The organism is Streptomyces sp. NPDC017095, from assembly GCF_044332325.1.
In the GTDB taxonomy this organism is placed as follows: domain Bacteria; phylum Actinomycetota; class Actinomycetes; order Streptomycetales; family Streptomycetaceae; genus Streptomyces.
Genome location: NZ_JBIROU010000008.1, coordinates 359118 through 381448 on the forward strand (window position 1 = coordinate 359118; position 22331 = coordinate 381448).

At 74.0% G+C, this 22331-nt stretch carries 21 protein-coding genes; 11 read left to right on the plus strand and 10 right to left on the minus strand.

Features of this window, described 5'->3' with window-relative positions; translation table 11 throughout:
- Positions 1 to 52: 52 nt before the first annotated feature.
- From ACH4OA_RS18600 to miaA, 4 genes are all read right to left on the minus strand, one after another.
- Positions 53 to 2362, minus strand: a complete 2310-nt coding sequence (locus ACH4OA_RS18600; RefSeq protein ID WP_397943254.1) for a RelA/SpoT family protein — start codon at positions 2360 to 2362, stop codon at positions 53 to 55.
- Between the two features lie 187 nt (positions 2363 to 2549).
- Positions 2550 to 3419 carry a diaminopimelate epimerase gene (dapF, locus tag ACH4OA_RS18605; RefSeq protein ID WP_397969817.1) on the minus strand — a complete coding sequence of 290 codons (870 nt, stop codon included), beginning with the start codon at positions 3417 to 3419 and terminating at the stop codon, positions 2550 to 2552.
- A 76-nt stretch (positions 3420 to 3495) separates the two neighbouring features.
- A complete protein-coding gene (locus ACH4OA_RS18610) occupies positions 3496 to 4152 on the minus strand; it encodes a hypothetical protein (protein ID WP_397969842.1) in 657 nt (218 codons plus the stop codon).
- Between the two features lie 107 nt (positions 4153 to 4259).
- Complete coding sequence (gene miaA, locus ACH4OA_RS18615) at positions 4260 to 5198, minus strand: tRNA (adenosine(37)-N6)-dimethylallyltransferase MiaA (RefSeq protein WP_397943250.1); 939 nt, start codon at positions 5196 to 5198, stop codon at positions 4260 to 4262.
- A 184-nt stretch (positions 5199 to 5382) separates the two neighbouring features.
- On the opposite strand from miaA, the gene ACH4OA_RS18620 reads away from it, so the two are divergent.
- Both ACH4OA_RS18620 and ACH4OA_RS18625 read left to right on the plus strand, forming a co-directional pair.
- The gene (locus ACH4OA_RS18620) at positions 5383 to 5793 is read left to right on the plus strand and encodes a hypothetical protein (protein WP_365877024.1); all 411 of its coding nucleotides are present in this window, start codon (positions 5383 to 5385) and stop codon (positions 5791 to 5793) included.
- Positions 5794 to 5824: 31 nt separating this feature from the next.
- The gene (locus tag ACH4OA_RS18625; protein ID WP_397969819.1) at positions 5825 to 6220 is read left to right on the plus strand and encodes an antitoxin; all 396 of its coding nucleotides are present in this window, start codon (positions 5825 to 5827) and stop codon (positions 6218 to 6220) included.
- An 88-nt stretch (positions 6221 to 6308) separates the two neighbouring features.
- Here the strand turns inward: ACH4OA_RS18625 and ACH4OA_RS18630 are convergent, their stop codons facing one another.
- Positions 6309 to 7022: a class III extradiol dioxygenase subunit B-like domain-containing protein gene (locus tag ACH4OA_RS18630; protein WP_397943244.1), complete on the minus strand. Its 714-nt coding sequence runs from the start codon at positions 7020 to 7022 to the stop codon at positions 6309 to 6311.
- A 240-nt stretch (positions 7023 to 7262) separates the two neighbouring features.
- Positions 7263 to 8792 (minus strand): tRNA (N6-isopentenyl adenosine(37)-C2)-methylthiotransferase MiaB, encoded by a 1530-nt coding sequence (gene miaB / locus ACH4OA_RS18635; protein WP_365877018.1) that lies wholly within the window; start codon positions 8790 to 8792, stop codon positions 7263 to 7265.
- Positions 8793 to 9161: 369 nt separating this feature from the next.
- On the opposite strand from miaB, the gene ACH4OA_RS18640 reads away from it, so the two are divergent.
- Positions 9162 to 9683, plus strand: coding sequence for a regulator component (locus ACH4OA_RS18640; protein ID WP_365877016.1), 522 nt, complete (start codon positions 9162 to 9164; stop codon positions 9681 to 9683).
- The gene (locus tag ACH4OA_RS18645) at positions 9676 to 10845 is read left to right on the plus strand and encodes an MAB_1171c family putative transporter (RefSeq protein WP_397969820.1); all 1170 of its coding nucleotides are present in this window, start codon (positions 9676 to 9678) and stop codon (positions 10843 to 10845) included. The genes ACH4OA_RS18640 and ACH4OA_RS18645 overlap by 8 nt, the downstream gene beginning before the upstream one ends.
- Before the next feature lie 147 nt (positions 10846 to 10992).
- Here the strand turns inward: ACH4OA_RS18645 and ACH4OA_RS18650 are convergent, their stop codons facing one another.
- A complete protein-coding gene (locus ACH4OA_RS18650; protein WP_397969844.1) occupies positions 10993 to 11814 on the minus strand; it encodes an SDR family NAD(P)-dependent oxidoreductase in 822 nt (273 codons plus the stop codon).
- Positions 11815 to 12281: 467 nt separating this feature from the next.
- Here ACH4OA_RS18650 and ACH4OA_RS18655 point away from each other — a divergent pair, with 467 nt between their 5' ends.
- The 5 genes from ACH4OA_RS18655 (at position 12282) to ACH4OA_RS18675 (ending at position 17440) form a co-directional block, all read left to right on the plus strand.
- Positions 12282 to 13313, plus strand: a complete 1032-nt coding sequence (locus ACH4OA_RS18655) for a LacI family DNA-binding transcriptional regulator (RefSeq protein ID WP_365877544.1) — start codon at positions 12282 to 12284, stop codon at positions 13311 to 13313.
- Positions 13314 to 14073: 760 nt separating this feature from the next.
- A complete protein-coding gene (locus tag ACH4OA_RS18660; RefSeq protein WP_397943239.1) occupies positions 14074 to 15201 on the plus strand; it encodes a cellulose binding domain-containing protein in 1128 nt (375 codons plus the stop codon).
- 108 nt (positions 15202 to 15309) lie between these two features.
- Positions 15310 to 16428, plus strand: a complete 1119-nt coding sequence (locus ACH4OA_RS18665) for a lytic polysaccharide monooxygenase (protein ID WP_397969822.1) — start codon at positions 15310 to 15312, stop codon at positions 16426 to 16428.
- 148 nt (positions 16429 to 16576) lie between these two features.
- Complete coding sequence (locus ACH4OA_RS18670) at positions 16577 to 16936, plus strand: DUF6204 family protein (RefSeq protein ID WP_365877538.1); 360 nt, start codon at positions 16577 to 16579, stop codon at positions 16934 to 16936.
- 60 nt (positions 16937 to 16996) lie between these two features.
- The gene (locus tag ACH4OA_RS18675) at positions 16997 to 17440 is read left to right on the plus strand and encodes a MarR family transcriptional regulator (protein ID WP_365877536.1); all 444 of its coding nucleotides are present in this window, start codon (positions 16997 to 16999) and stop codon (positions 17438 to 17440) included.
- 50 nt (positions 17441 to 17490) lie between these two features.
- Here the strand turns inward: ACH4OA_RS18675 and ACH4OA_RS18680 are convergent, their stop codons facing one another.
- Entirely contained in the window at positions 17491 to 17898 is a 408-nt protein-coding gene (locus tag ACH4OA_RS18680) for a MazG nucleotide pyrophosphohydrolase domain-containing protein (RefSeq protein ID WP_365877534.1), read from the minus strand.
- 97 nt (positions 17899 to 17995) lie between these two features.
- Between ACH4OA_RS18680 and ACH4OA_RS18685 the strand changes: the two genes are divergently transcribed.
- Positions 17996 to 18994 carry a TAXI family TRAP transporter solute-binding subunit gene (locus ACH4OA_RS18685; protein WP_397943234.1) on the plus strand — a complete coding sequence of 333 codons (999 nt, stop codon included), beginning with the start codon at positions 17996 to 17998 and terminating at the stop codon, positions 18992 to 18994.
- A gap of 124 nt (positions 18995 to 19118) precedes the next feature.
- On the opposite strand, the gene ACH4OA_RS18690 is transcribed toward ACH4OA_RS18685, so the two are convergent.
- Both ACH4OA_RS18690 and ACH4OA_RS18695 read right to left on the minus strand, forming a co-directional pair.
- Positions 19119 to 20549 carry a sensor histidine kinase gene (locus ACH4OA_RS18690; protein WP_397943232.1) on the minus strand — a complete coding sequence of 477 codons (1431 nt, stop codon included), beginning with the start codon at positions 20547 to 20549 and terminating at the stop codon, positions 19119 to 19121.
- Positions 20550 to 20558: 9 nt separating this feature from the next.
- Positions 20559 to 21245 carry a response regulator transcription factor gene (locus tag ACH4OA_RS18695; RefSeq protein ID WP_397943230.1) on the minus strand — a complete coding sequence of 229 codons (687 nt, stop codon included), beginning with the start codon at positions 21243 to 21245 and terminating at the stop codon, positions 20559 to 20561.
- A 302-nt stretch (positions 21246 to 21547) separates the two neighbouring features.
- Between ACH4OA_RS18695 and ACH4OA_RS18700 the strand changes: the two genes are divergently transcribed.
- Positions 21548 to 22324, plus strand: coding sequence for an amino acid ABC transporter ATP-binding protein (locus ACH4OA_RS18700; RefSeq protein ID WP_365877525.1), 777 nt, complete (start codon positions 21548 to 21550; stop codon positions 22322 to 22324).
- The last annotated feature ends 7 nt before the right edge of the window (positions 22325 to 22331 follow it).

The window sequence follows — 22331 nt, forward strand, 5'->3', positions numbered from 1 at the left end:
GGCGGCGGCGACGCGCGCCCGGCCCACTCGATCGGGTAGCCGGACGCCCGCGTCAGGAGGGCGGTGTCTGGTGCTGGGCGCGGCCGACGTCGTACACCCCGGGGACGTCCCGCATGGCGCGCATCAGGGCCGGGAGCCGGGCGGCGTCGGGGAGCTGGAGGGTGTAGGTGTGCCGGACCCGCTGCTGGCTGGGCGGTTCGACGGTGGCGGAGACGATCTCGGCGCCTTCCAGGGCGATGGCCTCGGTCAGGTCGGCGAGCAGATGGGGGCGGCCGAACGATTCGGCGACCAGGGTGACCCGGCATCCGGCGGTGTCGCCCCAGCGCACGCCGGTCTCCGCGCGCCCCACGCTCTTCATGTGCGCCACCACGGCGCACTCCACGCGGTGCACGGTGACCACTCCGCCGCGCACCGGGAACCCGGTGATCTCGTCCGGCGGTACGGGCGTGCAGCAGCCGGCCAGCCGTACGACGGCGCCGGGCCGGTCCGCGAGAACGTCGGCGGGCCGGGGCCACGGGGCGGGTCCGGCGCCGTCGGAGGGCGCGTCCGGGTGGGTGGCGGAGGCGGTCGCCGCGGCGGTGCCCGGGGCGGCGGCGGTCCCGGCGGGCGTGTCCCGGGTGCCGCGTGGTCCGGCGCCGTCGTCCGGGTCGGCGCCGCCGCCGGGGTGGGTGGCCAGCCAGCGCTGGATGGCGATGCGGGCGGCCGGTGTGTGGGCGTGCTCCAGCCATTCGCGCGACGGCTCGGACGCCGGGTCCTGGCCCATCAGGAGCTGGACGGTGTCGCCGTCGCGCAGGACCGTGCTGAGGGTGGCGAGGCGGCCGTTGACGCGGGCGCCGATGCAGGCGTGCGCGTCCTCGCCGTACTGCGCGTAGGCGGCGTCCACGCAGGTGGCGCCCTCGGGCAGGCCGAGGGTGCCGCCGTCGGGGCGGAAGACGGTGATCTCGCGGTCCTGGGCGAGGTCCTCGCGCAGGGTGGACCAGAAGGTGTCCGGGTCGGGCGCGGCCTCCTGCCAGTCGAGGAGGCGGGAGAGCCAGCCGGGCCGGGTCGGGTCGGCGCGTTCGCCGTCGGCGGGGGCGCCGGGCGCGGCCGGGTCGGCCGCGGTGGTGTCGGCGGCGGGCGCGTACGGGTTGCCGAGGGCGACGACGCCGGCCTCGGCGACCTTGTGCATCTGGTGGGTGCGGATGAGGACTTCGACGACCTGGGCGGCGGCGGGGGTCCCCCCGCGCGGGGCGGTGCGCGGCTGGGGCTGGGCGACGGCGGTGTGCAGGGACTGGTAGAGGTTGAACTTCGGTACGGCGATGAAGTCCTTGAACTCCGAGACGACCGGCGTCATACAGGTGTGCAGTTCACCGAGGACGGCGTAACAGTCCGCGTCCTCGTTCACCAGCACCAGCAGCCGGCCGAAGTCGGTGCCGCGCAGCCGGCCGCGTTTGCGGGCCACGCGGTGGACGGAGACGAAGTGCCGGGGGCGGATGAGGACTTCGGCGGGGATGCCGGCCTCGCGCAGCACCGCGCGCACCTCCTCGGCGACCTCGGCGAGCGGGTCGGCGGGGCGGGCGGCGTTCTCCGCGACGAGGCCGCGGGTGTGCTCGTACTCCTCGGGGTGGAGGATGGCGAAGACCAGGTCCTCCAGTTCGGTCTTGAGGGCCTGCACGCCGAGGCGTTCGGCGAGCGGGATGAGGACGTCCCGGGTGACCTTGGCGATCCGCGCCTGTTTCTCGGGGCGCATCACGCCGAGGGTGCGCATGTTGTGCAGCCGGTCGGCGAGTTTGATCGACATCACGCGCACGTCGTTGCCGGTGGCGACGAGCATCTTGCGGAAGGTCTCGGGCTCGGCGGCGGCGCCGTAGTCGACCTTCTCCAGTTTGGTGACGCCGTCGACCAGATACCGCACCTCCGCGCCGAACTGCTCCCCCACCTGATCCAGCGTCACCTCGGTGTCCTCGACGGTGTCGTGGAGCAGGGAGGCCGTCAAGGTCGTGGTCTCGGCGCCGAGTTCGGCGAGGATCAGGGTCACGGCGAGCGGGTGCGTGATGTACGGCTCGCCGCTCTTGCGCATCTGGCCGCGGTGCGAGGACTCGGCCAGGACGTACGCGCGGCGCAGCGGTTCGAGGTCGGCGTCGGGGTGGTGGGCGCGGTGCGCCTCCACGACGTGGCCGATCGCGTCGGGCAGCCTGTCGCGGGCGGCGGGGCCGAGCAGCGCGGCACGGCCGAGCCGGCGCAGGTCGAGCCGGGGCCGGGCCTTCCGGCGCGGCGCGTCGGGCGGCGCGGACGCGGTGAGCGCCTGCGCCACCGCCGGGGCCAGCACCACTGGTGGCGCCGCCGGTCCAGGGGTCGCAGGGTTCGTGGCCTCCGCACTCATGGGCACCTCCGGCTCGTGGACCGGCGGACGGAGCCCCAGGGCGCACATGGCTCAGGGATGGCGACGTTCCCCCCGTCCGTGCCGGTGCTTGATGCTACCGACCCCACCACGTGCGACCGACCGCCTCTCGCCGAGCGTGAAACGGATCACCCATTCGAGCGACGGAATCGAGGTTTAGGTTTCCGGGTCAGCCGAACGCCTGGGCCAGCCACTCCGCGTCGAACGTCCCCTCGGCGACGATCACGGCGGGGCCGGTCATCTCGATCTCGCCGTCCGGCCGCTCGGTGATGACCAGGCGTCCGCCGGGCACGTCCACGGTGTACGTCGCCGGGGTGCCGGTGACGGCCGGGTCGGCGCCGTCGCGGCGGGCGGCGGCCACGGCGACGGCGCACGCGCCCGTGCCGCACGAGCGGGTCTCGCCGGAGCCGCGCTCGTGCACGCGCAGGGCGACGTGCCGGGGGCCGCGGTCGACGACGAACTCGACGTTCACACCGTCCGGATAGGCGGCCGCCGGGCTGACCGGGGGCGCGCTGTACAGATCGCCGGCCTGCGCCAGGTCGTCGACGAAGGCCACCGCGTGCGGGTTGCCCATGTTGACGTTGCGCGCGGGCCAGCTGTGCTCGCCGACGCTCACCGTGACGTCCCCTTCGGGGAGGCGGGCGCGGCCCATGCCTACGGTGATGTCGCCGTTCTTCGCGATGTGGACCGTCTTCACGCCCCCGCGCGTGGCGATGGTGTGGTCGCCTTCGGCGAGCTGACCGGCGTGCTGGAGGTAGCGCGCGAACACCCGCACGCCGTTGCCGCACATCTCGGCGACCGAGCCGTCGCCGTTGCGGTAGTCCATGAACCACTCGGCCTCGCCGGCCATCGCCCGGGCCTCCGGGTGCGCCGCGGACCGTACGACGTGCAGCACGCCGTCCCCGCCGAGGCCCGCCCGGCGGTCGCACAGCGCGGCCACGGCGGCCGGGGACAGGTCGAGGGCGTTGTCCGGGTCCGGCAGGATCACGAAGTCGTTCTCGGTGCCGTGACCCTTGAGGAAGGCGATCCGTGTGCTCATTCCTCGATCGTACGGGAGCGGACCGCGCGCCCCTCCTGGGGACGTTCCGGCCGCCCCGGCACGCTCCGGGGACGCGTCAGCGCAGTCTGGCCACCCGCCACACGGCGAGGATCACCACCAGGGCGACCAGCAGGACGTAGCCGAGTACGACGCGCCAGTCGGGGCGGCGGCCGGAGCCGCGCGGGGGCAGGCCGGGCCAGGTGTGGCCGACGCGGCGGGCGGCCATCATGCCCCAGCCGGCCGCGCAGGAGCAGATCAGCAGGCCGAGCATGGCGATGACGGCGCCGCTGTCGCCGAAGTCGAAGGCGAGCGGGAAGGCGAACATCAGGGAGCCGACCGCGGAGAGGCCCACGATGGGCGCGAGCTGCCAGATGCGCAGCCGGCGCTGCGGGCGCAGCTCGACCTCGACCTCCGGGCCGCCCGGATACATCTCCTCGGGCGCCGGTCCGTCGGCGGTGACGCCGCCCGCGGTCTCGTCGGGCCCGTCGTCGGCCAGCCGGTCCCCGGGCAGGCCGTCGTCGGCGAGGCGGTTCTCGGGGGGCCGGGCTTCGGAGAGGCCCACGTCGGGGAGGCCGATTTCGAGGAGGTGATCGCCGGGCAGGCCGACGCCGGGGAGGTGGTCCCCGGGTGAGCCGTCGTCGGCGAGGCCGCCGTCTTCGTCCCGGCCGCGGCCGTCACCCTCGGTGGTGACGTGCTCGGCACTGCGTGCGGTGTCGCGAGGGCCGGCCTCCATCGCCACGCGCCCTCCCAACTAGGCTCCACTTGGTCGATCGAAGCTCGATGATGGCACGGCGCCACAGGCCGCGATGACCGGCGGCGCATCCCGATGCCATGACGTGATCAGGCTGTAACCGGTCGTTCGACCAACGCCAGGGCCTGCTGCGGAAGTTCCCCGCGGTCCGCGACGGCCCCACTCAACCAGTGCACCCGGGGATCACGCCTGAACCAGGAATCCTGGCGGCGCGCGAAGCGCTTGGTGGCTCGCACGGTCTCGTCCCGCGCTTCCGTTTCGGTGCACTCCCCGGCCAGCGCCGCCAGTATCTGCTGGTAGCCGAGCGCGCGCGACGCCGTGCGCCCCTCGCGCAGACCCTGCGCCTCCAGCGCGCGCACCTCGTCCACGAGGCCCGCCTCCCACATGCGGTCCACGCGCCGCGCGATGCGGTCGTCCAGTTCCGGCCGCCCGACGTCGACGCCGATCTGGACGGTGTCGTAGACGGAGTCGTGGCCGGGCAGGTTCGCCGTGAAGGGCCGGCCGGTGATCTCGATCACCTCAAGCGCCCGGACGATACGGCGCCCGTTGCCCGGCAGGATCGCGCGCCCGGCGTCGGGGTCGGCGGCGGCCAGCCGGGCGTGCAGGGCGCCCGGGCCGCGCAGCGCCAGCTCCTCCTCCAGCCGGGCCCGGACCTCCGGGTCGGTGCCGGGGAACTCCAGGTTGTCGACGGCTCCGCGGACGTACAGACCGGAGCCGCCGACCAGGACGGGCCAGCGGCCCTCGGCGAGCAGGGCGTCGATCCGGGCGCGGGCCAGCTTCTGGTACTCGGCGACGGAGGCGGTGACCGTCACGTCCCAGATGTCCAGCAGGTGGTGCGGGACGCCACCGCGCTCCTCGGGCGTCAGCTTGGCGGTACCGATGTCCATCCCCCGGTACAACTGCATGGAGTCGGCGTTGACGACCTCGCCGCCGAGCTGCTGGGCCAGGAAGACACCGAGATCGGACTTTCCGGCCGCGGTGGGTCCGACGACGGCGATGACGCGCGGGGCGACGAGTGCACTGCTCACCGCACCAGTCTCGCAAACCTCCCGGCGGGCTCTCGAACGAGTTACGTGACAGGGCGCTTCCCGGGTTCGTTGCCCGGGGCGAGACGCCGCCTGCCGGCCTGCCGGGGGCGGAAACCCGGGCGGCGCAACCGTACGCACCGGGTGACGCGGGATTTCGCCCGCACGAGTACCGTATGGAGTGGATATGGGCGTGTTTGCACGGCTTCTCGGCAGGTCGAAGACGGCTCCGGAGGTGTCGGACGCGGCGGCCCGGACCGGTCTGGAGCCGGACGGGGCCGAGGCGGAGCCGGCGGGCCGGGCGTTGGCGGCGTGGACCGGCGGAGCGGACCCGGAAGGAGCGGACGCCGAAGGAGCGGACGCGACCGGAGCCGGGGCCGTCGTGGCGGAGGCGAGGGATGGCTGGGAGGCGGACGCGGTGGCCGCGACCGGTGTGGTGACCGCGGCGGACGCGGGCGACGCGGCTGGGGACAGGCGCGAGGCCGTGACCGCGCGGGCGGACACCGGCCGGGACGGTGGGTCCGAGGGCGGCATCCCCCGGCAGCAGTCCGCCGGGCAGGTCGCCGACAGCGCGGCCGGCGAGGGCGCCCGCAGGTAACGGCCCGCGAGGAAGGTGGACCATGGGTCTGATGGACAGTATGAAGGCCAGGCTGGGCCCGGCCAAGGACAAGGTCTCGGACCTCGCCCGGCAGCACGGGGACAAGGTCCAGCACGGGCTCGACAAGGCCGCGAAGGCCGTCGACGAGCGGACCAAGGGCAAGTACAGCGACAAGATCCAGGCGGGCACGGGCAAGGCCAAGGAGGCCGTGGACCGCCTCGCGCAGCAGAGCGGCCCGACGGGCACGACGGAGTCGACCGGACCGGCGGCTTCGACCGGCCCTACGGCATCGACCGGACCGACGGCTTCTACCGGTACGGCTACTAGCGGTACGTCTTCGACCGGTACGAGGACACCGCCGCCCGACCCGATGACGCCGACCCGCCCGGAGGGATCACCCCCGGAGGGGCCACCGCCGGTTTCCTGAGCCTCGGCCGTGGGCACGGCCTGCGCGGCGGACGGCCGTGGAGCGACACGGCTCCCGGCCCTCCGCCGCCGCTCCTGCCCTCCCGACCTCAGGACCAGGCCGCGACCAGATACCCCACGCCGTACGGCGCGCCCTCGTACAGCAGGGCGCCGGTGAGGCCGGCGTCCTGAGCCGCGCCGGCGAGGACCTGCCAGGGAGCGCGGCCGGCGGCCTGCAGTTCGCGGGCGAGCCCGGGGTCCAGCGCCCGCAGGGCCGCCAGGTCCGCCGCGCCGAGCGCCCGCGCGACCTCCGCGTCGAAGGGCGCCGCCCGTTCGTCCAGGTAGCCCGGTGCCTTGAGCGTGCGGCAGGCGCTGGCGTCGCCCAAGACCAGCAGCGCCACCCGCGCGGCCCGGCCGGCGAGTGCGCGGCCGGTCTCGGCGCACCGCTCCGGTTCCAGCGTGTCGGCGACGCCGAGTCCCTCGATCGGGGCGTCGGCCCAGCCGGTCCGCTCCAGCAGCCAGGCGCCGACGGCCAGCGAGGCCGGCAGCTCGCGCTCGGGGGCAGGCCCGGTGGCGGCTCCCAGGCGTACGTCGACGTCGACCCCGAAACCGCGGAAGGTGCCCGGGGCGCCCTGTGGGAACGTGCCGAGCCCGTCCGGACCGGCGGTGCCGACGACGACCAGCAGGTCGGGGCGGGCGGCGGCGAGCACGCCGAGCGCGTCGGAGCAGGCCGCGCGAGCGGCGTCCAGTTCCGGAGCGGCGCCCGCGGCGACCTCGGGCACGAACAGTGGCGGACAGGGACAGACTGCGGCGGCGACAAGCATGATCGGCAGGGTAGCCCCACGGGCGGCCGGCCGCTGTCGATCCCCGGCCGGACCGCCTATTCCTCTACGTCAGCCCCCGGCCGGACCGCTCAGCACCGGCTCACTGCCCGTACCGCTTGCGCGCCCCCGTGTCACCCCGTACCGCGTCCGCGACCCCGTGTCACCGTCGTACCGCACCCGCACCCGCACCCGCACCGCACGGCGCCGGCTCGCCGCCCGTGCCGCGTCCGCGGCCCGGGGTCAGTCGCAGCCGCAGCCGCTTCCCGCGGCCACCGGCAGCGGCTGCGGGGCGCCGATCTTCGGCAGGCCCAGCATCACGCCCGCCGGCTTCGCGGCCTGAGCCGCGTTCCGCTTCTCCCAGGCGTCGCCCGCGCGCGTGCGGCGCACGGCGAGGACGGGGCCCTCGGCGAGGAGGTGGTGCGGGGCGGCGTAGGTGATATCGACGGTGACGACGTCACCGGGGCGGACCTCCTCGTCCGGCTTGGTGAAGTGGACCAGGCGGTTGTCGGGGGCGCGGCCGGAGAGGCGGTGGGTCGCGCCGTCCTTGCGGCCCTCGCCCTCGGCGACCATCAGCTCCAGCGTGCGGCCGACCTGCTTCTTGTTCTCCTCCCAGGAGATCTCCTCCTGGAGGGCGACGAGCCGCTCGTACCGCGCCTGCACGACCTCCTTGGGGATCTGGTCCTCCATGGTCGCGGCGGGCGTGCCGGGCCGCTTGGAGTACTGGAAGGTGAAGGCCTGGGCGAACCGGGCCTCGCGGACGACGTGCAGCGTCTGCTCGAAGTCCTCCTCGGTCTCGCCGGGGAAGCCCACGATGATGTCGGTGGTGATCGCCGCGTGCGGGATGGCGGCCCGCACCTTCTCGATGATGCCGAGGTACCGCTCCTGGCGGTAGGAGCGGCGCATCGCCTTCAGGACCGTGTCCGAGCCGGACTGGAGCGGCATGTGCAGCTGGGGCATGACGTTCGGGGTCTCGGCCATGGCCGCGATCACGTCGTCCGTGAAGTCCCGGGGGTGCGGGGAGGTGAAGCGGACCCGCTCCAGGCCCTCGATGTTCCCGCAGGCGCGCAGCAGCTTGCTGAAGGCCTCGCGGTCGCCGATGTCGGAGCCGTAGGCGTTGACGTTCTGGCCGAGCAGCGTGATCTCCGAGACGCCCTCGCCGACCAGGGTCTCGATCTCGGCGAGGATGTCGCCGGGCCGGCGGTCCTTCTCCTTGCCGCGCAGGGCCGGCACGATGCAGAAGGTGCAGGTGTTGTTGCAGCCGACGGAGATGGAGACCCAGGCCGCGTACGCGCTCTCGCGGCGGGTGGGCAGCGTGGAGGGGAACGTCTCCAGGGACTCGGCGATCTCCACCTGCGCCTCTTCCTGGACGCGGGCGCGCTCCAGCAGCACGGGCAGCTTGCCGATGTTGTGCGTGCCGAAGACGACGTCCACCCAGGGCGCCTTCTTCACGATGGTGTCGCGGTCCTTCTGCGCGAGACAGCCACCGACCGCGATCTGCATGCCGGGGCGGGAGGCCTTCCGCGGCGCGAGCCGGCCCAGGTTGCCGTACAGCCGGTTGTCGGCGTTCTCCCGGACCGCGCAGGTGTTGAAGACGACGACGTCCGCGTCACCGTCCGCCCCTTCGGGGGCCCGCACGTATCCGGCCTCTTCCAGCAGCCCGGCCAATCGCTCGGAGTCGTGGACGTTCATCTGGCACCCGTAGGTGCGGATCTCGTAACTCTTGGGGGCGGGAACGTCCACTGCCGGGCTCCGGTCGCTGCTGCTGGTCATGGGTTCCAGGGTAGGCGGTCCGCGCCGGGCGGTGTCCCGGAGTCCCGCGGCCCGGCCCGGCGGTCCGCCGTGCCGGGCGGGGGCGGCGGAACGTACGGTTCCCGGTGCCGTGACGGCAGTCACAACAGTCCCGTCGGCACCGTCCGCTGCCCCTGCGGGCAACGGGCACCGCCCGCGCCGGGCAGGAGACGTTTTCCGCCAAAGGGCGTCCGAAAGCCCGAACAGACGTGTTCAAGAGGGCGGGCGACCTGCTTAGGTGGATCGGTGAGACGCCACAGGGAGTTCGCCGCCGCCCCCGGCGCAGCAGAGACGGGGAGACGTTCCAGCCGTTCCGGCCGGTGAGAACAGCGAACGGGGGTGACACCACGGATGAGGAGAACGAACGAGCACGCCGCGCTCCAGCGCCGGTGCGCCGCGATCCTGCGTGACCTCGGGGTGGAGCGGTCGCTCTCCCTGGAGGCGGTCCGCGCGCGGGTGGAGGAACTCAGGGGCCGCCCGCTGGTGCTCAGGGAACTGCCCGAGCAGGCCGCGGCCATCGGCGCGTGCGGGCTGTGGCTGGGCACCGACGACGCCGACTACGTCTTCTACGAGCCCCGGACCGCGCCGCTGCACCAAGAGCACATCATCTTGCACGAGATCGGCCATGTGCTGTGCGACCACCACCGGAGCGTCACGGACGACGGCGGTCCGCCGGCCGGACCGCTGCTGGGCCCTCCGCAGCCCCAGCTGGTCAGGCGGCTGATGGCCAGAACCAGTTACACGACCACCGAGGAGCAGGAGGCCGAGATGATCGCCAGCCTGATCCAGTGCGCCGGGAAGACCGGCCGGGTGGGCGGGCCCCTGGGACGCCTCGGCGCCTTCCTGGGAGTGACGGCGGACGCCGGTGACTGAGCTGGCGGCCCGGGTCGGACTCGCCGGCGTCATCGCCCTGTGGTGCGCGCTGGTCTGGCGGGCGCGGCCCGCGCTGCGCCGGCCGCGGCTGCGGGGTCTGTGGGTCACCGTGATGGCGGCGGCCACCGCCATCACGCTGTTCCAGCCCCGGGTCGTCACCGGGCTCACGTCCGCCGGTGTCGGCGTCCACACGGTGTCCCTGGTCCGCAATCTGATCGGCGTGCTGAGCGCGGGGCTGGTCCTGCTCTTCGTGATCGACTCCGGCCGCTCCCCGCGGCTGCGCCGCTCCGTGGCGGTCGGGCTGACGGCGGCGCTGGTGTCGCTGCTCGTCCTGGACCTGCTGTGGGCCGGGCGGACGTCCGCGGGAACGGTGTCCGCGCAGCGGCCCGCGTCCGCCGAGACCGCCTACTGGCTGATCCTCATCGCCGCCCACCTCGCCGGGGACGCGGTCGCCCTGGTGGTCTGCTGGCGGTACAGCCTCCGCACGGACGAGCGCGATCTCGTCTGGTCGCTGCGGCTGTTCGCGGTGGGCAGCGTCCTCGCCCTGGTGTTCTGGTCCGGTTACCTCTGCCACCTCTACGGCCTCGCGCCCGGCCTGCTGCCCTGGCTGAGCGTCGTCATGGCGGCCCACGGCCTCCTGCGGGCGGCCTCGCTGCTGGTGCCCACCGCGACCGCGCTGGCCCGGTCGGCGACCGCGCTGCGGACCACCTGGCAACTGTGGCCGCTGTGGCGGGACCTGGTCACCGCGGTGCCCCACGTGGCGCTCGCCAGCCCCCGGCGGACCCGCGTCCAGGAAGTGCTCCGCCTGCGCTATCCGCTGGCGCTCCAGGCACACCGGCAGACCATCGAGACGTACGACGCGCTGCTGACGCTCCAGCAGTACGTGCGGCCGGACGCCTACGAGAAGGCGCACCGGCACGCCCGGCGGGCCGGGGTGCGGGACGACCGGCTGGCCTCCGCCGCGCTCGCCGGTGTCGTCGGCCAGGCCCGCCGCGCCGTACTCGGCGGTGTGCCGCCGGCCGACCCGCACCCGCTGCCCGGGGTGACGCACGGCAGCCCCGAGACGCTGCTGCTGATCGCCCGCATGTGGCCCGCGATGACCGACGCGCTGCCCTGCCACACCCGGCCCGCCCGGACCACCGGCGCCTGCGAGTCCCCCTGAACCCCGGCGCGTAGGCCGCCGGGCTCCGCGAGCCACCCTGAAGGGGGACCGCCCCGGCCCCTGACCCTGCGGGCCCCCGGGCTACGGCGTGCCGGACCGCCCCGGTCCCTACGGCGCCGAGCCGCGGCGCGCCGGCCAGGGGCGGGCTCAGGAGGTGGCGCCGTCGCGGGGGGTGATGCGGTAGTCGAACGCGAGGGTGCCGGGGTCGATGGCGGTCGCTCCGCCGTCGACGGTGAGCACCGCTCCGTTGACGTACGACGCGGCCGGCGACAGCAGCCAGGCGATGGCCTCCGCGACCTCGCGCGGCTCGCCCGGGCGGCCCTGGGGCAGCAGCCTGGTGGCCTCCGCGTACGCGGCCTCCTTGTCGCCGCCCGGCAGGTCCGCCTCCTCGGCGAAGCGCGTCATGCGCCGGTCGGCCATCTCGGTCCGCACCCATCCCGGGCACACGGTGTTGGCCCGCACGCCCTGCCGTCCGTAGTCGACGGCGACGGACCGGCACAGCTGGAGCAGGGCCGCCTTGGAGGTGGCGTACGGGGCGTTGCTCGTACCGTTGCGCAGGGCGGACACCGAGGCCACGGCGACCACCGCGCCACGGGACTCCAGCAGGTGCGGGATCGCGGCGCGCAGCAGGAGCAGCGGGCCGGTCACGTTGGTGCGCATCACCTCGTCCCAGTCCTTGAGCGACATGTCCCCGACGGCCCCGCCGCGCCCGATGCCCGCGTTCAGCACCACACCGTCGAGCCGGCCGTAGGCATTCAGGGCCGCCTGGACGAGTCCCTCGGCCGCGTCGGGGTCACCGACGTCGGAGGGGTGCGCCAGCGCGCCGGTCTCCCGCGCGAGGCGCTCCAGCGGCTCGGGCCGGCGCCCGGAGACGACCACGTGGTGCCCCGCCTCGCCGAGCAGCCGGGCGGTGGCCTGGCCGATGCCCGAACCTCCGCCGGTCACGACGACAACCCGCTTGTCCTCCACCAGTTCAGGCCCCTTCATCCGGATCGACCAGATCCACGAGATCGACGAGATCGCCGAGTTCACCAGCAAGCGGGTCCGAGCTTAGATCCCGCCGATCTTGCGGTGACGACTTCCGGCCAGCGCCCGGCCGGCCCCGGGACGAACCGGTCCGGCCGTCCGCACGGGGTCCGGGCCCGGCGCGGTCCGTCCCGGCCGGGTCCCGGGACGGACCGGGCCGACCCTCCCGCGCCGCCACCGGCCCGTGCCCCGATGCACCGGGCGGCCGCACCGGCGCACCCGGCGGCCTCGGCGCCCGCGACACCAGGGCGCGGTCGCGGCCCGCCGGCCGTGCCGGGGTGCCCGTCGGCCACGGCGGACCGGTGAGCGGACCGGTTCCCGTGGTCGGTCTCCGGCCGTCGTCCACAAGAAGCCGTGTGCGCGGTGGCCCCGGAATCGTAAGATCGGGGATCTCTTGGGGGGAGGTGTCCATGGGCAGGCGGCGCCCTGACACACCGACGCTGGAGGAGGTGGCCGCCCGCGCAGGAGTGGGCCGGGGCACGGTCTCCCGCGTCGTCAACAACGCGGCCGGCGTGAAGGATTCGACGCGCCAGGCCGTGCAGCAGGCCATCGCCGAGCTGGGGTACGTGCCCAATCTCGCGGCCCGGTCCCTGGCCGGACGGCGTGCCGACGCCGTCGCGCTCGTCATGACGGAGCCGGACTGGCGGATGTTCGCCGAGCCGTTCTTCTCCGAGATCGTCAGCTCGCTCGGCGACGCGCTGGCCGACACCGGGATGCAGCTGCTGCTGACCCTGGTCCGCTCGGACGCCGAGCGGCGGCGGTTCCTGGAGTACGCCCGCGGCGGCCGGGTCGACGGCGTGCTGATGATGTCCGTGCACGCCGACGACCCGCTGCCCGACATGCTGGCCGAGGCCCGGCTGCCGACCGTGCTGCTGGGCCGCCGCTCGGGGGACGAGCGGGTCAGTTACGTCGACGCGGACAACACCGGCGGCGCCCGTACGGCGGTCTCCCATCTGCTGGCCACGGGCCGCAGGGCGATCGCCACGATCACCGGGCCGCTCGACATGTACGCCGCCCAGTGCCGGCTGCGCGGCTACCGCGAGGCACTGGTCTCGGCCGGGCTGGGCACGGACGGCTCCTGGATCGCCGAGGGCGACTTCACGGAGGAGAGCGGTCAGCGCGCGATGGCCCGGCTGCTGGCCCGGCACCCGGAGATCGACGGTGTGCTCGCCGCGTCGGACACCACGGCGGCCGGTGCGCTCAGGGAACTGCGCGCCGCGGGCCGCCGGGTTCCGCAGGACGTCGCCGTCATCGGGTTCGACGACTTCCCGCTGGCCGAGCGGACCCAGCCCCGGCTGACCACGGTCCGTCAGCCGGTGGCGGAGATCGGCCGGGCCATGATCCGGCTCCTGCTGGAGGAACTGGACGAGCTGGACGAGCCGTCGGTGGCCTGGCGCCACGTCATCCTCCGCACGGAACTGGTCCTGCGCGACTCGGCCTGACGACCACGGCCCGACCGCAACCGGGCCCGGACCGACCCCCGCCGCAACCCGGCCGGGGCCGACTCCCGCCTCAACCCGACCCTGGGCGGCTCGATGCGGCCCGAGGGCCGACCCCCGCCGCGACCCGGCCCTGGGCGGCGCGATGCGACCCGGGGCTGACCCCCACCGCAACCGGGCCCGGACCCTCCCCCGCCACAACCAGGTCCCGGGCCGGCCCCCGGCGCAACACGGTCCGGGGCCGCGCAATCCGGTCCGGGGCCGACCTCTGCCGCGATCCGGCCCGGGGCCGCGCGATCCGGCCCGGGGGCCGACCCCCGCCGCAACCCGGCCCGGGGCCGACTCCCCCGGGCGCGCGCACCGTACCTTCCCGCCGGCCCGGCCTCGTGCGGTCCCGGCTCAGGCCCGGCAGCAGGGCACCGACGGCCCGGCGAGGTGGCTCGCCCGAGGGCGTATGGGGCGGGGGCGGATGCGTGTGGGGGGGTGCTGCGGCGGGGCCTGCTGGAGGGCACGTGCGGGGGCGGGCCGAGGGAGCCAGGAGCGCCCGCAACCACCCACCGGGAGCGCTCCCAGCACCCCTGCCCCTCCACCTCCCACCCCTCCCACCTGCACCGTCGAAACCTCTTCGACACAGTCCACGCGCACCACCTTGTCAGGGACATGGACTCTCCTTACAGTCCCTCCAACGGAGGTAATGGGAGCGCTCCCACCTTCCCCCGCCTTGGAGCGCTCCCGCCACCCGACCGTCCCCGAGAGGACCCGCATGCGACCGTCAAAGCACTCTGCACGTGGAGCGAGTGGCCTGTTCGGCGCGCTCCTCGCCGCACTCGCCGCACTGGCGGCCGTGCTCACCACGGCCCCCGCGGCACACGCCGACACCGCGATCTGCGAACAGTACGGCTCGACGACGATCCAGGGACGCTACGTCGTCCAGAACAACCGCTGGGGCACCAGCCAGCCCCAGTGCATCACCGTCACGGACACCGGATTCCGGATCACCCAGGCCGACGGCTCGGTGCCGACGAACGGCGGCCCGAAGTCGTACCCGTCCGTCTTCAACGGCTGCCACTACACCAACTGCTCGCCCGGCACCAGCCTGCCGGCCCGGCTCAGCACCATCTCCAGCGCGCCGACCAGCATCTCGTACGGCTATGTGAGCAACGCGGTGTACGACGCCGCGTACGACATCTGGCTCGACCCCACGCCCCGTACCGACGGCGTGAACCGGACCGAGATCATGGTCTGGTACAACAAGGTCGGCTCGATCCAGCCCGTGGGCTCGCAGGTCGGCACCGCGACCGTGGCCGGACGCCAGTGGCAGGTGTGGTCCGGCAACAACGGCTCCAACGACGTGCTGTCCTTCGTCGCCCCGTCGGCGATCCAGAGCTGGGGCTTCGACGTCATGGACTTCGCACGACAGGCCGTCTCCCGCGGACTGGCGCAGAACGACTGGTACCTGACGAGCGTCCAGGCCGGCTTCGAGCCCTGGCAGAACGGCGCCGGGCTCGCCGTGAACTCCTTCTCCTCCACCGTCAACACCGGCGGCGGCTCCCCGGGCGGTCCCGGTGCCCCGGCCGCCTGCGCGGTGACCTACGCGACGAACGTCTGGCCGGGCGGCTTCTCCGCCGACGTCACCGTCGCCAACACCGCCGCCACCCCGGTCGACGGCTGGCGGCTCGGCTTCACCCTGCCCGCCGGACAGCGCGTCACCAGCGCCTGGAACGCCGCCGTCTCGCCGTCCTCCGGCGCGGTCACGGCGACGAACCTCGCGCACAACGGCCAGATCGCGCCCGGCGCCCGGGTGAGCTTCGGCTTCCAGGGCACGTACGGCGGGACGTTCGCCGCACCCGCCGGTTTCAGCCTGAACGGCACCGCCTGCACCACCGCATGACAGGTCCGCGCGTCCACGCATCCGGCAGGAGGAGCGCACATGAGTCAACCACCGGACGACAACCACCCGGGGCGTACCGCCCGTCCGATCCAGCGGAAGGAGAGAACGATGGCCCGACGCGGCAGGCTCCTGTCGGTCGCGGCGGCCTTGTCGACCCTGCTGATGGCGCTCGGCCTGGCCCTGTTGGGGCAGGGCAGTGCCAAGGCGCACGGGGTCGCGATGCTGCCCGGATCCCGTACCTATCTGTGTTACCTGGACGGCCGCACGGCGACCGGCGGGCTGAACCCGACCAACCCGGCGTGCAAGGACGCGCTGGCCAAGAGCGGCGCCAACGCGCTGTACAACTGGTTCGCGGTCCTGGACTCCAACGCCGGCGGGCGCGGTGCCGGTTACGTCCCGGACGGCACCCTGTGCAGCGCCGGCGACCGGTCGCCGTACGACTTCTCCGCCTACAACGCGGCCCGCTCGGACTGGCCGCGGACCCATCTGACCAGCGGGGCGACGATCCAGGCGCAGTACAGCAACTGGGCGGCGCACCCGGGTGACTTCCGGGTGTACGTCACCAAGCCCGGCTGGTCGTCCGCCTCCGCGCTGCGCTGGGCCGACCTCGACCTGATCCAGACGGTCACCAACCCGCCCCAGCAGGGCTCGCCGGGCACCGACGGCGGCCACTACTACTGGGACCTGAAGCTGCCCTCCGGCCGCTCCGGCGACGCCCTGATCTTCATCCAGTGGGTGCGCTCGGACAGCCAGGAGAACTTCTTCTCCTGCTCCGACGTCGTCTTCGACGGCGGCCACGGCGAGGTGACGGGCATCGGCGGCTCCACCGGCACGCCCACCCCGACACCCACCCCGACCCCGACACCCACCCCGACCCCGACCCCGACCCCCACGGACCCGCACACCGGTTCCTGCATGGCCACCTACTCCGTGGTCAGCTCCTGGAGCGGCGGTTTCCAGGCGACCGTCGAGGTCATGAACCACGGCACCGCCCCGCTGGACGGCTGGGCCGTGACCTGGAAGCCCGGCACCGGGACCAAGGTCAGCAGCGTGTGGAACGGGACGTCGGCCACCGCCTCCGACGGCACGGTCACGGTCCGCAACGCGGACTACAACCGGGTGGTACCCGCCGACGGCACCACCACCTTCGGCTTCACCGCCACCTCCACCGGCAACAACCTCCCCGCCGGATCGATCGGCTGCGCCACGGCGCAGAGCGCCTCCTAGCGCACCGCACGCCGCGCACCGCCTCCCCCGCCCGCACCCGGGGAGGCGGTGCGTTCCGCTTGCCGGACCGCCCCGGCGTCCGGCCCCGGGGACGGCAGCCGCGGCAAACCCGGTGGAGGTCCGGCGTCCCGGTGTTTACAGTCGCGCCATGACCACACGGACCTTCCGCATCATCGTCCGCGGCACCTTCGACGGCCTCACCGAGGCCCAGCGTGCCGCTCTGCTCGCCGACGCCGCCGACCACGACGTCCTGCGCGCCGCCTTCACCGCCGAGGGCACCCTCACCTACGACATCGCCGCCCGGCCCGCCTTCGCCTTCCGCTTCTCCGCCACGGGCGAGAAGGAGGACGACATCCTGGCGGCGACGGAACGGGCGGAGAAGACGGCCGCGTCCTGGCTGGCCGAGCGTGGCTACGGCTTCAAGCACCTGCGGAGCACCGCCGAGGACCTGTCCCAGGCTCCGCTGGGCAAACGGCAGCGCCGGGCCGCCCGGACGGCCGGCTCGTGAACCGCGGGCCTAAACTTGAGTAGTCAAGGAGTCGGCAAGGGAATCGGGGAGGCGGGCGCGATGAGCGAGCCCCTGGACGCGGCGCTGCGGCTGGTACGGGCGCAGGCGGCGGTCGTACGGCGCTTCGACGCGCGGCTCGGCGGGCTGCACGGCGTCAGCCTCGCCGACTTCACCCTGCTGCTCCGGCTGGGCCAGGCGGCCGGTGCCCGGATGCGCCGGGTGGACCTGGCCGAGGCGCTGGGGCTGACCGCCTCCGGGGTGACCCGGGGGCTGGCCCCGCTGGAGCGGATCGGGCTGGTGACCCGGGAACCGGACGCCCGGGACGCGCGGGTGGCGTACGCGGCGCTGACCGCGACGGGCCGGCGCCGGCTGGCGGAGATGCGGGTGACGGCCGAGGAGACCGCCGCCGAGCTGTTCGCCGGCCCGTCCTGGCCGGCCACGGACCTCGCACACCTCGCGACCCTGCTGACCCGCCTGGGCGGCACGGGCCTGCGGGACCACTGAGCACCGGACCACAACCCCGGGCCCCGCTCCCCCGTGCAGCCCCGCGACCGTCAGGCCGCGCCGCCCGGTATCCAGCCCTGGCGGCGCAGTACGGCCGACACGTCCGGGGCCTCGTAGTGATCGCCCTTGAGCACCTTGCCGTCGGCGCGGCGGGCGATCCGGCCGTCGGGGCCGATCTTGCTCATGTTGGCGCGGTGCACCTCGGCGATCACCTCGTCGAGGTCGATGCCGTGCACCAGGGCCGTGCCGTAGGCGACGTACACCACGTCGGCCAGCTCGTGCGCGAGCCGGTCCAGTGGTCCGTCCACCGCGACCTCGGCCACCTCCGCGGCCTCCTCCGCGAGCAGGTCGCCGCGGTGGGCGGCCAGTTCCGGGTCCACCTCCGTCGGCGTGCCGCGGACGTCGAGACCGAAGGCGCGGTGGAACTCCTGGACGAGGCGGGCGGGCGAAGTACTCATACGGCGACTGTAACGGCCGCCACCGACAACGCCCCGGCCGTGACCGCTGTGCTCCCGGCCCTGGTCAGCGTCGTGCGCCGGCTGGCAGGATCGCCGCATGTCCAAGATGTTCGCCCGGGCCGGCGGGCGCAGAGCGCTGTGGGTCCCGGCCGTCGGTGTCGTGGCCCTCGGGCTGCTGCTGTGGTGGCTGCTGCCGCTGGGCGAGGACCCGCCGAGCGGGACGATCGTGTTCAGCACCGGTACGCCCCGCGGCGTGTACCAGGAGTACGGCGAGCGGCTGCGCGCCGAGATGGGCAAGGACATGCCTGGGGTGCGGGTGAAACTGCTCAACAGCGCCGGCTCCCAGGAGAACGTCGAGCGGGTGGCGACCGGGCAGGCCGACTTCACCATCGCGGCGGCCGACGCGGTGGCGACGTACGAGCTGGGGCACGGCAGCGGCGCCGGACGGCTGCGCGGTGTGGCCCGGCTCTACGACGACTACGTGCACCTCATCGTGCCCCGCGGCTCGGACATCCGGAGCGTCGCGGACCTGCGGCACCGGCGGGTGGCGACCGGGCTGCCCCACTCGGGGGTGCGGCTGATAGCCGACCGGGTGCTGGAGGCCGCCGGCATCGACCCGCGCGAGGACATCACGCCGTCGGCGGACGGCATCGACACCGGGCCCGCGCGGCTGCGGGAGGGGAAGATCGACGCCTTCTTCTGGTCCGGCGGGCTGCCCACGAAGGGGCTGTCCGGGCTGGCGCAGGAGGGCGCCTTCCGGTTCGTGCCGATCGGCGACGACCTCGTGGCCCGGCTGCACGCCCAGGGCGCGGCGGCGCGCTACTACCGGTCCACGAACATCCCCGAGTCGGCCTATCCGCGCATACAGCAGGGCACGCAGGTGCCGACGATCGCGGTGTCCAACGTGCTGATGACCCGTACGGACGTCGATCCCCGGCTGACCGAGTGGCTGACCCGCACGGTGATCAAGAGCCGGGACGGCATCGGCGCCCACGTCCACTCCGCGCAGCTCGTCGATCTGCGCACCGCCATCTACACCGATCCGCTGCCGCTCCAGGAGGGCGCCCGGCGCTACTACCGGTCGGTGAAGCCGTAGCGCGCACGGCGGGCACCGGCCCGGCAGCCCGGCGGGCCGGCGGGCCCGCAACCCGGCGGGCCCGCAACCCGGCGGCCCCGCAGCCCGGTGTCGGCGGACGCCCGGTGTCAATGGACGCCCGGTGTCAGCGGGCGTCCGTGGTGCCCCGGGCGTGTTCCGCGTACCGGGGCACCCTGACGGTAACCCGCAGCCCGCACGGCTCGTGGTGGGCGTAGTCGATCGAGCCGCCGCCCGCGGCGAGCAAGGCGCGGGTGACGGACAGGCCGAGGCCCGAGCCGTTGACGTTCTGGTGCCGGCCGCTGCGCCAGAACCGGTCGCCCACGCGCGCGAGTTCCTCGTCGGTCAGGCCGGGGCCGGTGTCCGTGACGACGACCGAGGTGGTGCCGCCGTCGGCGAAGACCGCGATCCGCACCGTGCCGCCCTCGGGCGTGAACTTCACGGCGTTGTCGACCACCGCGTCCAGGGCGCTGGACAGGGCGATCGGGTCCGCCCAGCCGGTGACGGGCGGGCAGTCACCGGTCAGCAGGACGCCCCTGGCGCGGGCGGCCGGCGCCCACGCGGCCAGCCGTTCCCCGGCCAGCGCGCCGATGTCGGTCAGCCGGAGGTCTGCCTCGGCGTGCTCGGCCAGCGCCAGGTCGAGCAGGCCGTCCAGGACCTGCGCGAGGCGCTTGCCCTCGGTGCGGACCGAGGCGATCTCCGCGTTGTCCTCGGGCAGTTCCAGGGCGAGCAGTTCGATGCGCAGCAGCAGCGCCGCGAGCGGGTTGCGCAGCTGGTGCGAGGCGTCGGCGACGAAGGCGCGCTGCTGCTCCAGCACGGCCTCGACGTTGTCCGCCATCTCGTTGAACGAACGGGCCAGCCGTCTGAGTTCCGGCGGGCCGCCCGCGACCGCGACCCGGGACTTCAGCCGCCCGGTGGCGATGTCGTGGGTGGTGGCGTCCAGGACCCGGACCGGCCGCAGCACCCAGCCGGTCAGCCTGAGCGCGGCGCCGACGGCGAGCAGCATGGCCGCGATCTCGCCGGCGCCGATGAACAGCCAGCCGCGCAGGATCCGGGAACGCAGCTGCCCGGTGGGCGAGTCGGTGACCACGACCGCGACGACGTCGCCGTCCCGGATCACCGGCGAGGCGACGACGAGCCGGCTGCGCTGCCAGGGCCACGCCTGCGGCGGGTCGTGGCTGCGCCGGCTCAGCAGCGCCTCGTCGAACGCCCTGCGCACCTCGCCGGTGCCCGGTACGGCCCAGTTGCCGGGCGCGTTGGCCATCGCCTGGCGGCCGTTGCGGTAGAAGACGCCCGCGCGGATGCCGTAGACGCCGTAGTAGCTCTCCAGTTCGCTGCGCAGGCTCTCCAGGCGTTCGTCCGTGGTGGTGCGGCGGGAGCCGCCGGGCGCGTCGGTGACGAACTGGGCGAGCGAGGCGAACCGGGCCGTGTCGTCGATCCGGTCGACGACGACCCGCTGCTGCCGCGCGGCGGCCACGCTGGCGGCGAGCGGCAGGCCGAGCGCGAGCAGGACGGCCGCCAGCAGCACGATGAGCAGCGGCAGCAGCCGGGTGCGCACCCGTCCCCGCTAGGCGGCCGGGGCGACGAGCCGGTACCCGACGCCGCGTACGGTCTCGATCAGCGCGGGCATGCGGAGCTTGCCGCGCAGGGAGGCGACGTGCACCTCCAGGGTGCGGCCGGTGCCCTCCCAACTGGTGCGCCAGACCTCGCTGATGATCTGCTCCCGCCGGAAGACCACCCCGGGCCGCTGCGCGAGCAGGGCGAGCAGGTCGAACTCCTTGCGGGTCAGCTGGATCACCACGCCGTCCACGCTGACCTGGCGGGTGGGCAGTTCGATGCGCACCGGGCCGAGCAGCAGGGCGCTCCCGCCGCCGGTGGCGGGGTCCTCGTGGGCGGTGCGCCGGCTGACGGCGTGGATCCGGGCGAGCAGTTCCCCGGTGTCGTACGGCTTCACGACGTAGTCGTCGGCGCCCATGTTGAGCCCGTGGATGCGGGAGCGGACGTCGGCGCGGGCGGTGACCATGATGACCGGGGTGGTGGTGCGCTTGCGTATCTTGCCGCAGACCTCGTAGCCGTCCTGGTCGGGCAGGCCGAGGTCGAGCAGGACGACGCCGAAGCCGTCGCCCTCGGGGACGAGTGCCTGGAGGGCCTCCTCGCCGCTGCGCGCGTGGGTGACCTGGAAGCCGTGCCGTGCGAGGACGGCCGACAGGGCCGCGGCGACGTGGTTGTCGTCCTCGACGAGCAGCAGTCTCATCCCGGCCCCCTCCGGTTCAGCGGTCGTTCGGTCTCGGTCCCGTCCGTCGTGCACGGCGGCGGATCACCGGCACGCGCGCGTGCACCATGGCAGTGACGCCGATGGAACAGGACGGCGTCAAGAGGGTTCAGGTTGCCCGTCCCTTCCGTTATCCGGCCGATACGCGCACCGGCCCCCTGTACTACGACACGTGTCCGATTGCTATCGGATCGTGATGCTCAGATCTCCCTCAGATGTGATGACGCAGGTCACGCGGCTCACTACTGTCCTCGGAAACCCGAGGAGGACGGAGCCCGAGAGCGATGACCAAAGTACCGGTGGCCAAGGAAGACGTGGCCACGTCCGACGAACTGGTCGTCCTGAAGAGCGTCAACAAGCACTTCGGCGCGTTGCACGTGCTCCAGGACATCGACCTGACGATCGCCCGCGGCGAGGTCGTCGTGGTCATCGGGCCCTCCGGGTCCGGGAAGTCGACGCTGTGCCGCACCATCAACCGTCTGGAGACGATCGACTCGGGCACCATCACGATCGACGGCAAGCCGCTGCCGCACGAGGGCCGGGAGCTGGCCCGGCTGCGGGCGGACGTCGGCATGGTCTTCCAGTCGTTCAACCTCTTCGCGCACAAGACCGTGCTCGAGAACGTGATGCTGGGTCAGGTCAAGGTCCGCAAGGCCGACAAGAAGCAGGCCGAGGAGAAGGCCCGCGCCCTGCTGGACCGGGTCGGCGTGGGCACCCAGGCGGACAAGTACCCCGCCCAGCTCTCCGGCGGCCAGCAGCAGCGCGTGGCGATCGCGCGGGCGCTGGCGATGGGCCCGAAGGTCATGCTGTTCGACGAGCCGACCTCCGCCCTCGACCCCGAGATGATCAACGAGGTGCTGGAGGTCATGCAGCAGCTCGCGCGCGAGGGCATGACGATGATCGTCGTCACGCACGAGATGGGCTTCGCGCGTTCGGCCGCGAACCGGGTCGTCTTCATGGCGGACGGCCGGATCGTCGAACAGGCCACGCCCGACCAGTTCTTCAGCAACCCGCGCAGCGACCGGGCCAAGGACTTCCTGTCCAAGATCCTGCACCACTGACCGGCGC

Bases quoted from the DNA above. Each gene is read 5' to 3' on its own strand.
- ACH4OA_RS18600 (WP_397943254.1), bottom strand. From the start codon at position 2,362: ATGAGTGCGGAGGCCACGAACCCTGCGACCCCTGGACCGGCGGCGCCA.
- dapF (WP_397969817.1), bottom strand. From the start codon at position 3,419: ATGAGCACACGGATCGCCTTCCTCAAGGGTCACGGCACCGAGAACGAC.
- ACH4OA_RS18610 (WP_397969842.1), bottom strand. From the start codon at position 4,152: ATGGAGGCCGGCCCTCGCGACACCGCACGCAGTGCCGAGCACGTCACC.
- ACH4OA_RS18620 (WP_365877024.1), top strand. From the start codon at position 5,383: ATGGGCGTGTTTGCACGGCTTCTCGGCAGGTCGAAGACGGCTCCGGAG.
- ACH4OA_RS18625 (WP_397969819.1), top strand. From the start codon at position 5,825: ATGGACAGTATGAAGGCCAGGCTGGGCCCGGCCAAGGACAAGGTCTCG.
- ACH4OA_RS18630 (WP_397943244.1), bottom strand. From the start codon at position 7,022: ATGCTTGTCGCCGCCGCAGTCTGTCCCTGTCCGCCACTGTTCGTGCCC.
- miaB (WP_365877018.1), bottom strand. From the start codon at position 8,792: ATGACCAGCAGCAGCGACCGGAGCCCGGCAGTGGACGTTCCCGCCCCC.
- ACH4OA_RS18640 (WP_365877016.1), top strand. From the start codon at position 9,162: ATGAGGAGAACGAACGAGCACGCCGCGCTCCAGCGCCGGTGCGCCGCG.
- ACH4OA_RS18655 (WP_365877544.1), top strand. From the start codon at position 12,282: ATGGGCAGGCGGCGCCCTGACACACCGACGCTGGAGGAGGTGGCCGCC.
- ACH4OA_RS18660 (WP_397943239.1), top strand. From the start codon at position 14,074: ATGCGACCGTCAAAGCACTCTGCACGTGGAGCGAGTGGCCTGTTCGGC.
- ACH4OA_RS18665 (WP_397969822.1), top strand. From the start codon at position 15,310: ATGGCCCGACGCGGCAGGCTCCTGTCGGTCGCGGCGGCCTTGTCGACC.
- ACH4OA_RS18670 (WP_365877538.1), top strand. From the start codon at position 16,577: ATGACCACACGGACCTTCCGCATCATCGTCCGCGGCACCTTCGACGGC.
- ACH4OA_RS18675 (WP_365877536.1), top strand. From the start codon at position 16,997: ATGAGCGAGCCCCTGGACGCGGCGCTGCGGCTGGTACGGGCGCAGGCG.
- ACH4OA_RS18680 (WP_365877534.1), bottom strand. From the start codon at position 17,898: ATGAGTACTTCGCCCGCCCGCCTCGTCCAGGAGTTCCACCGCGCCTTC.
- ACH4OA_RS18685 (WP_397943234.1), top strand. From the start codon at position 17,996: ATGTCCAAGATGTTCGCCCGGGCCGGCGGGCGCAGAGCGCTGTGGGTC.
- ACH4OA_RS18695 (WP_397943230.1), bottom strand. From the start codon at position 21,245: ATGAGACTGCTGCTCGTCGAGGACGACAACCACGTCGCCGCGGCCCTG.
- ACH4OA_RS18700 (WP_365877525.1), top strand. From the start codon at position 21,548: ATGACCAAAGTACCGGTGGCCAAGGAAGACGTGGCCACGTCCGACGAA.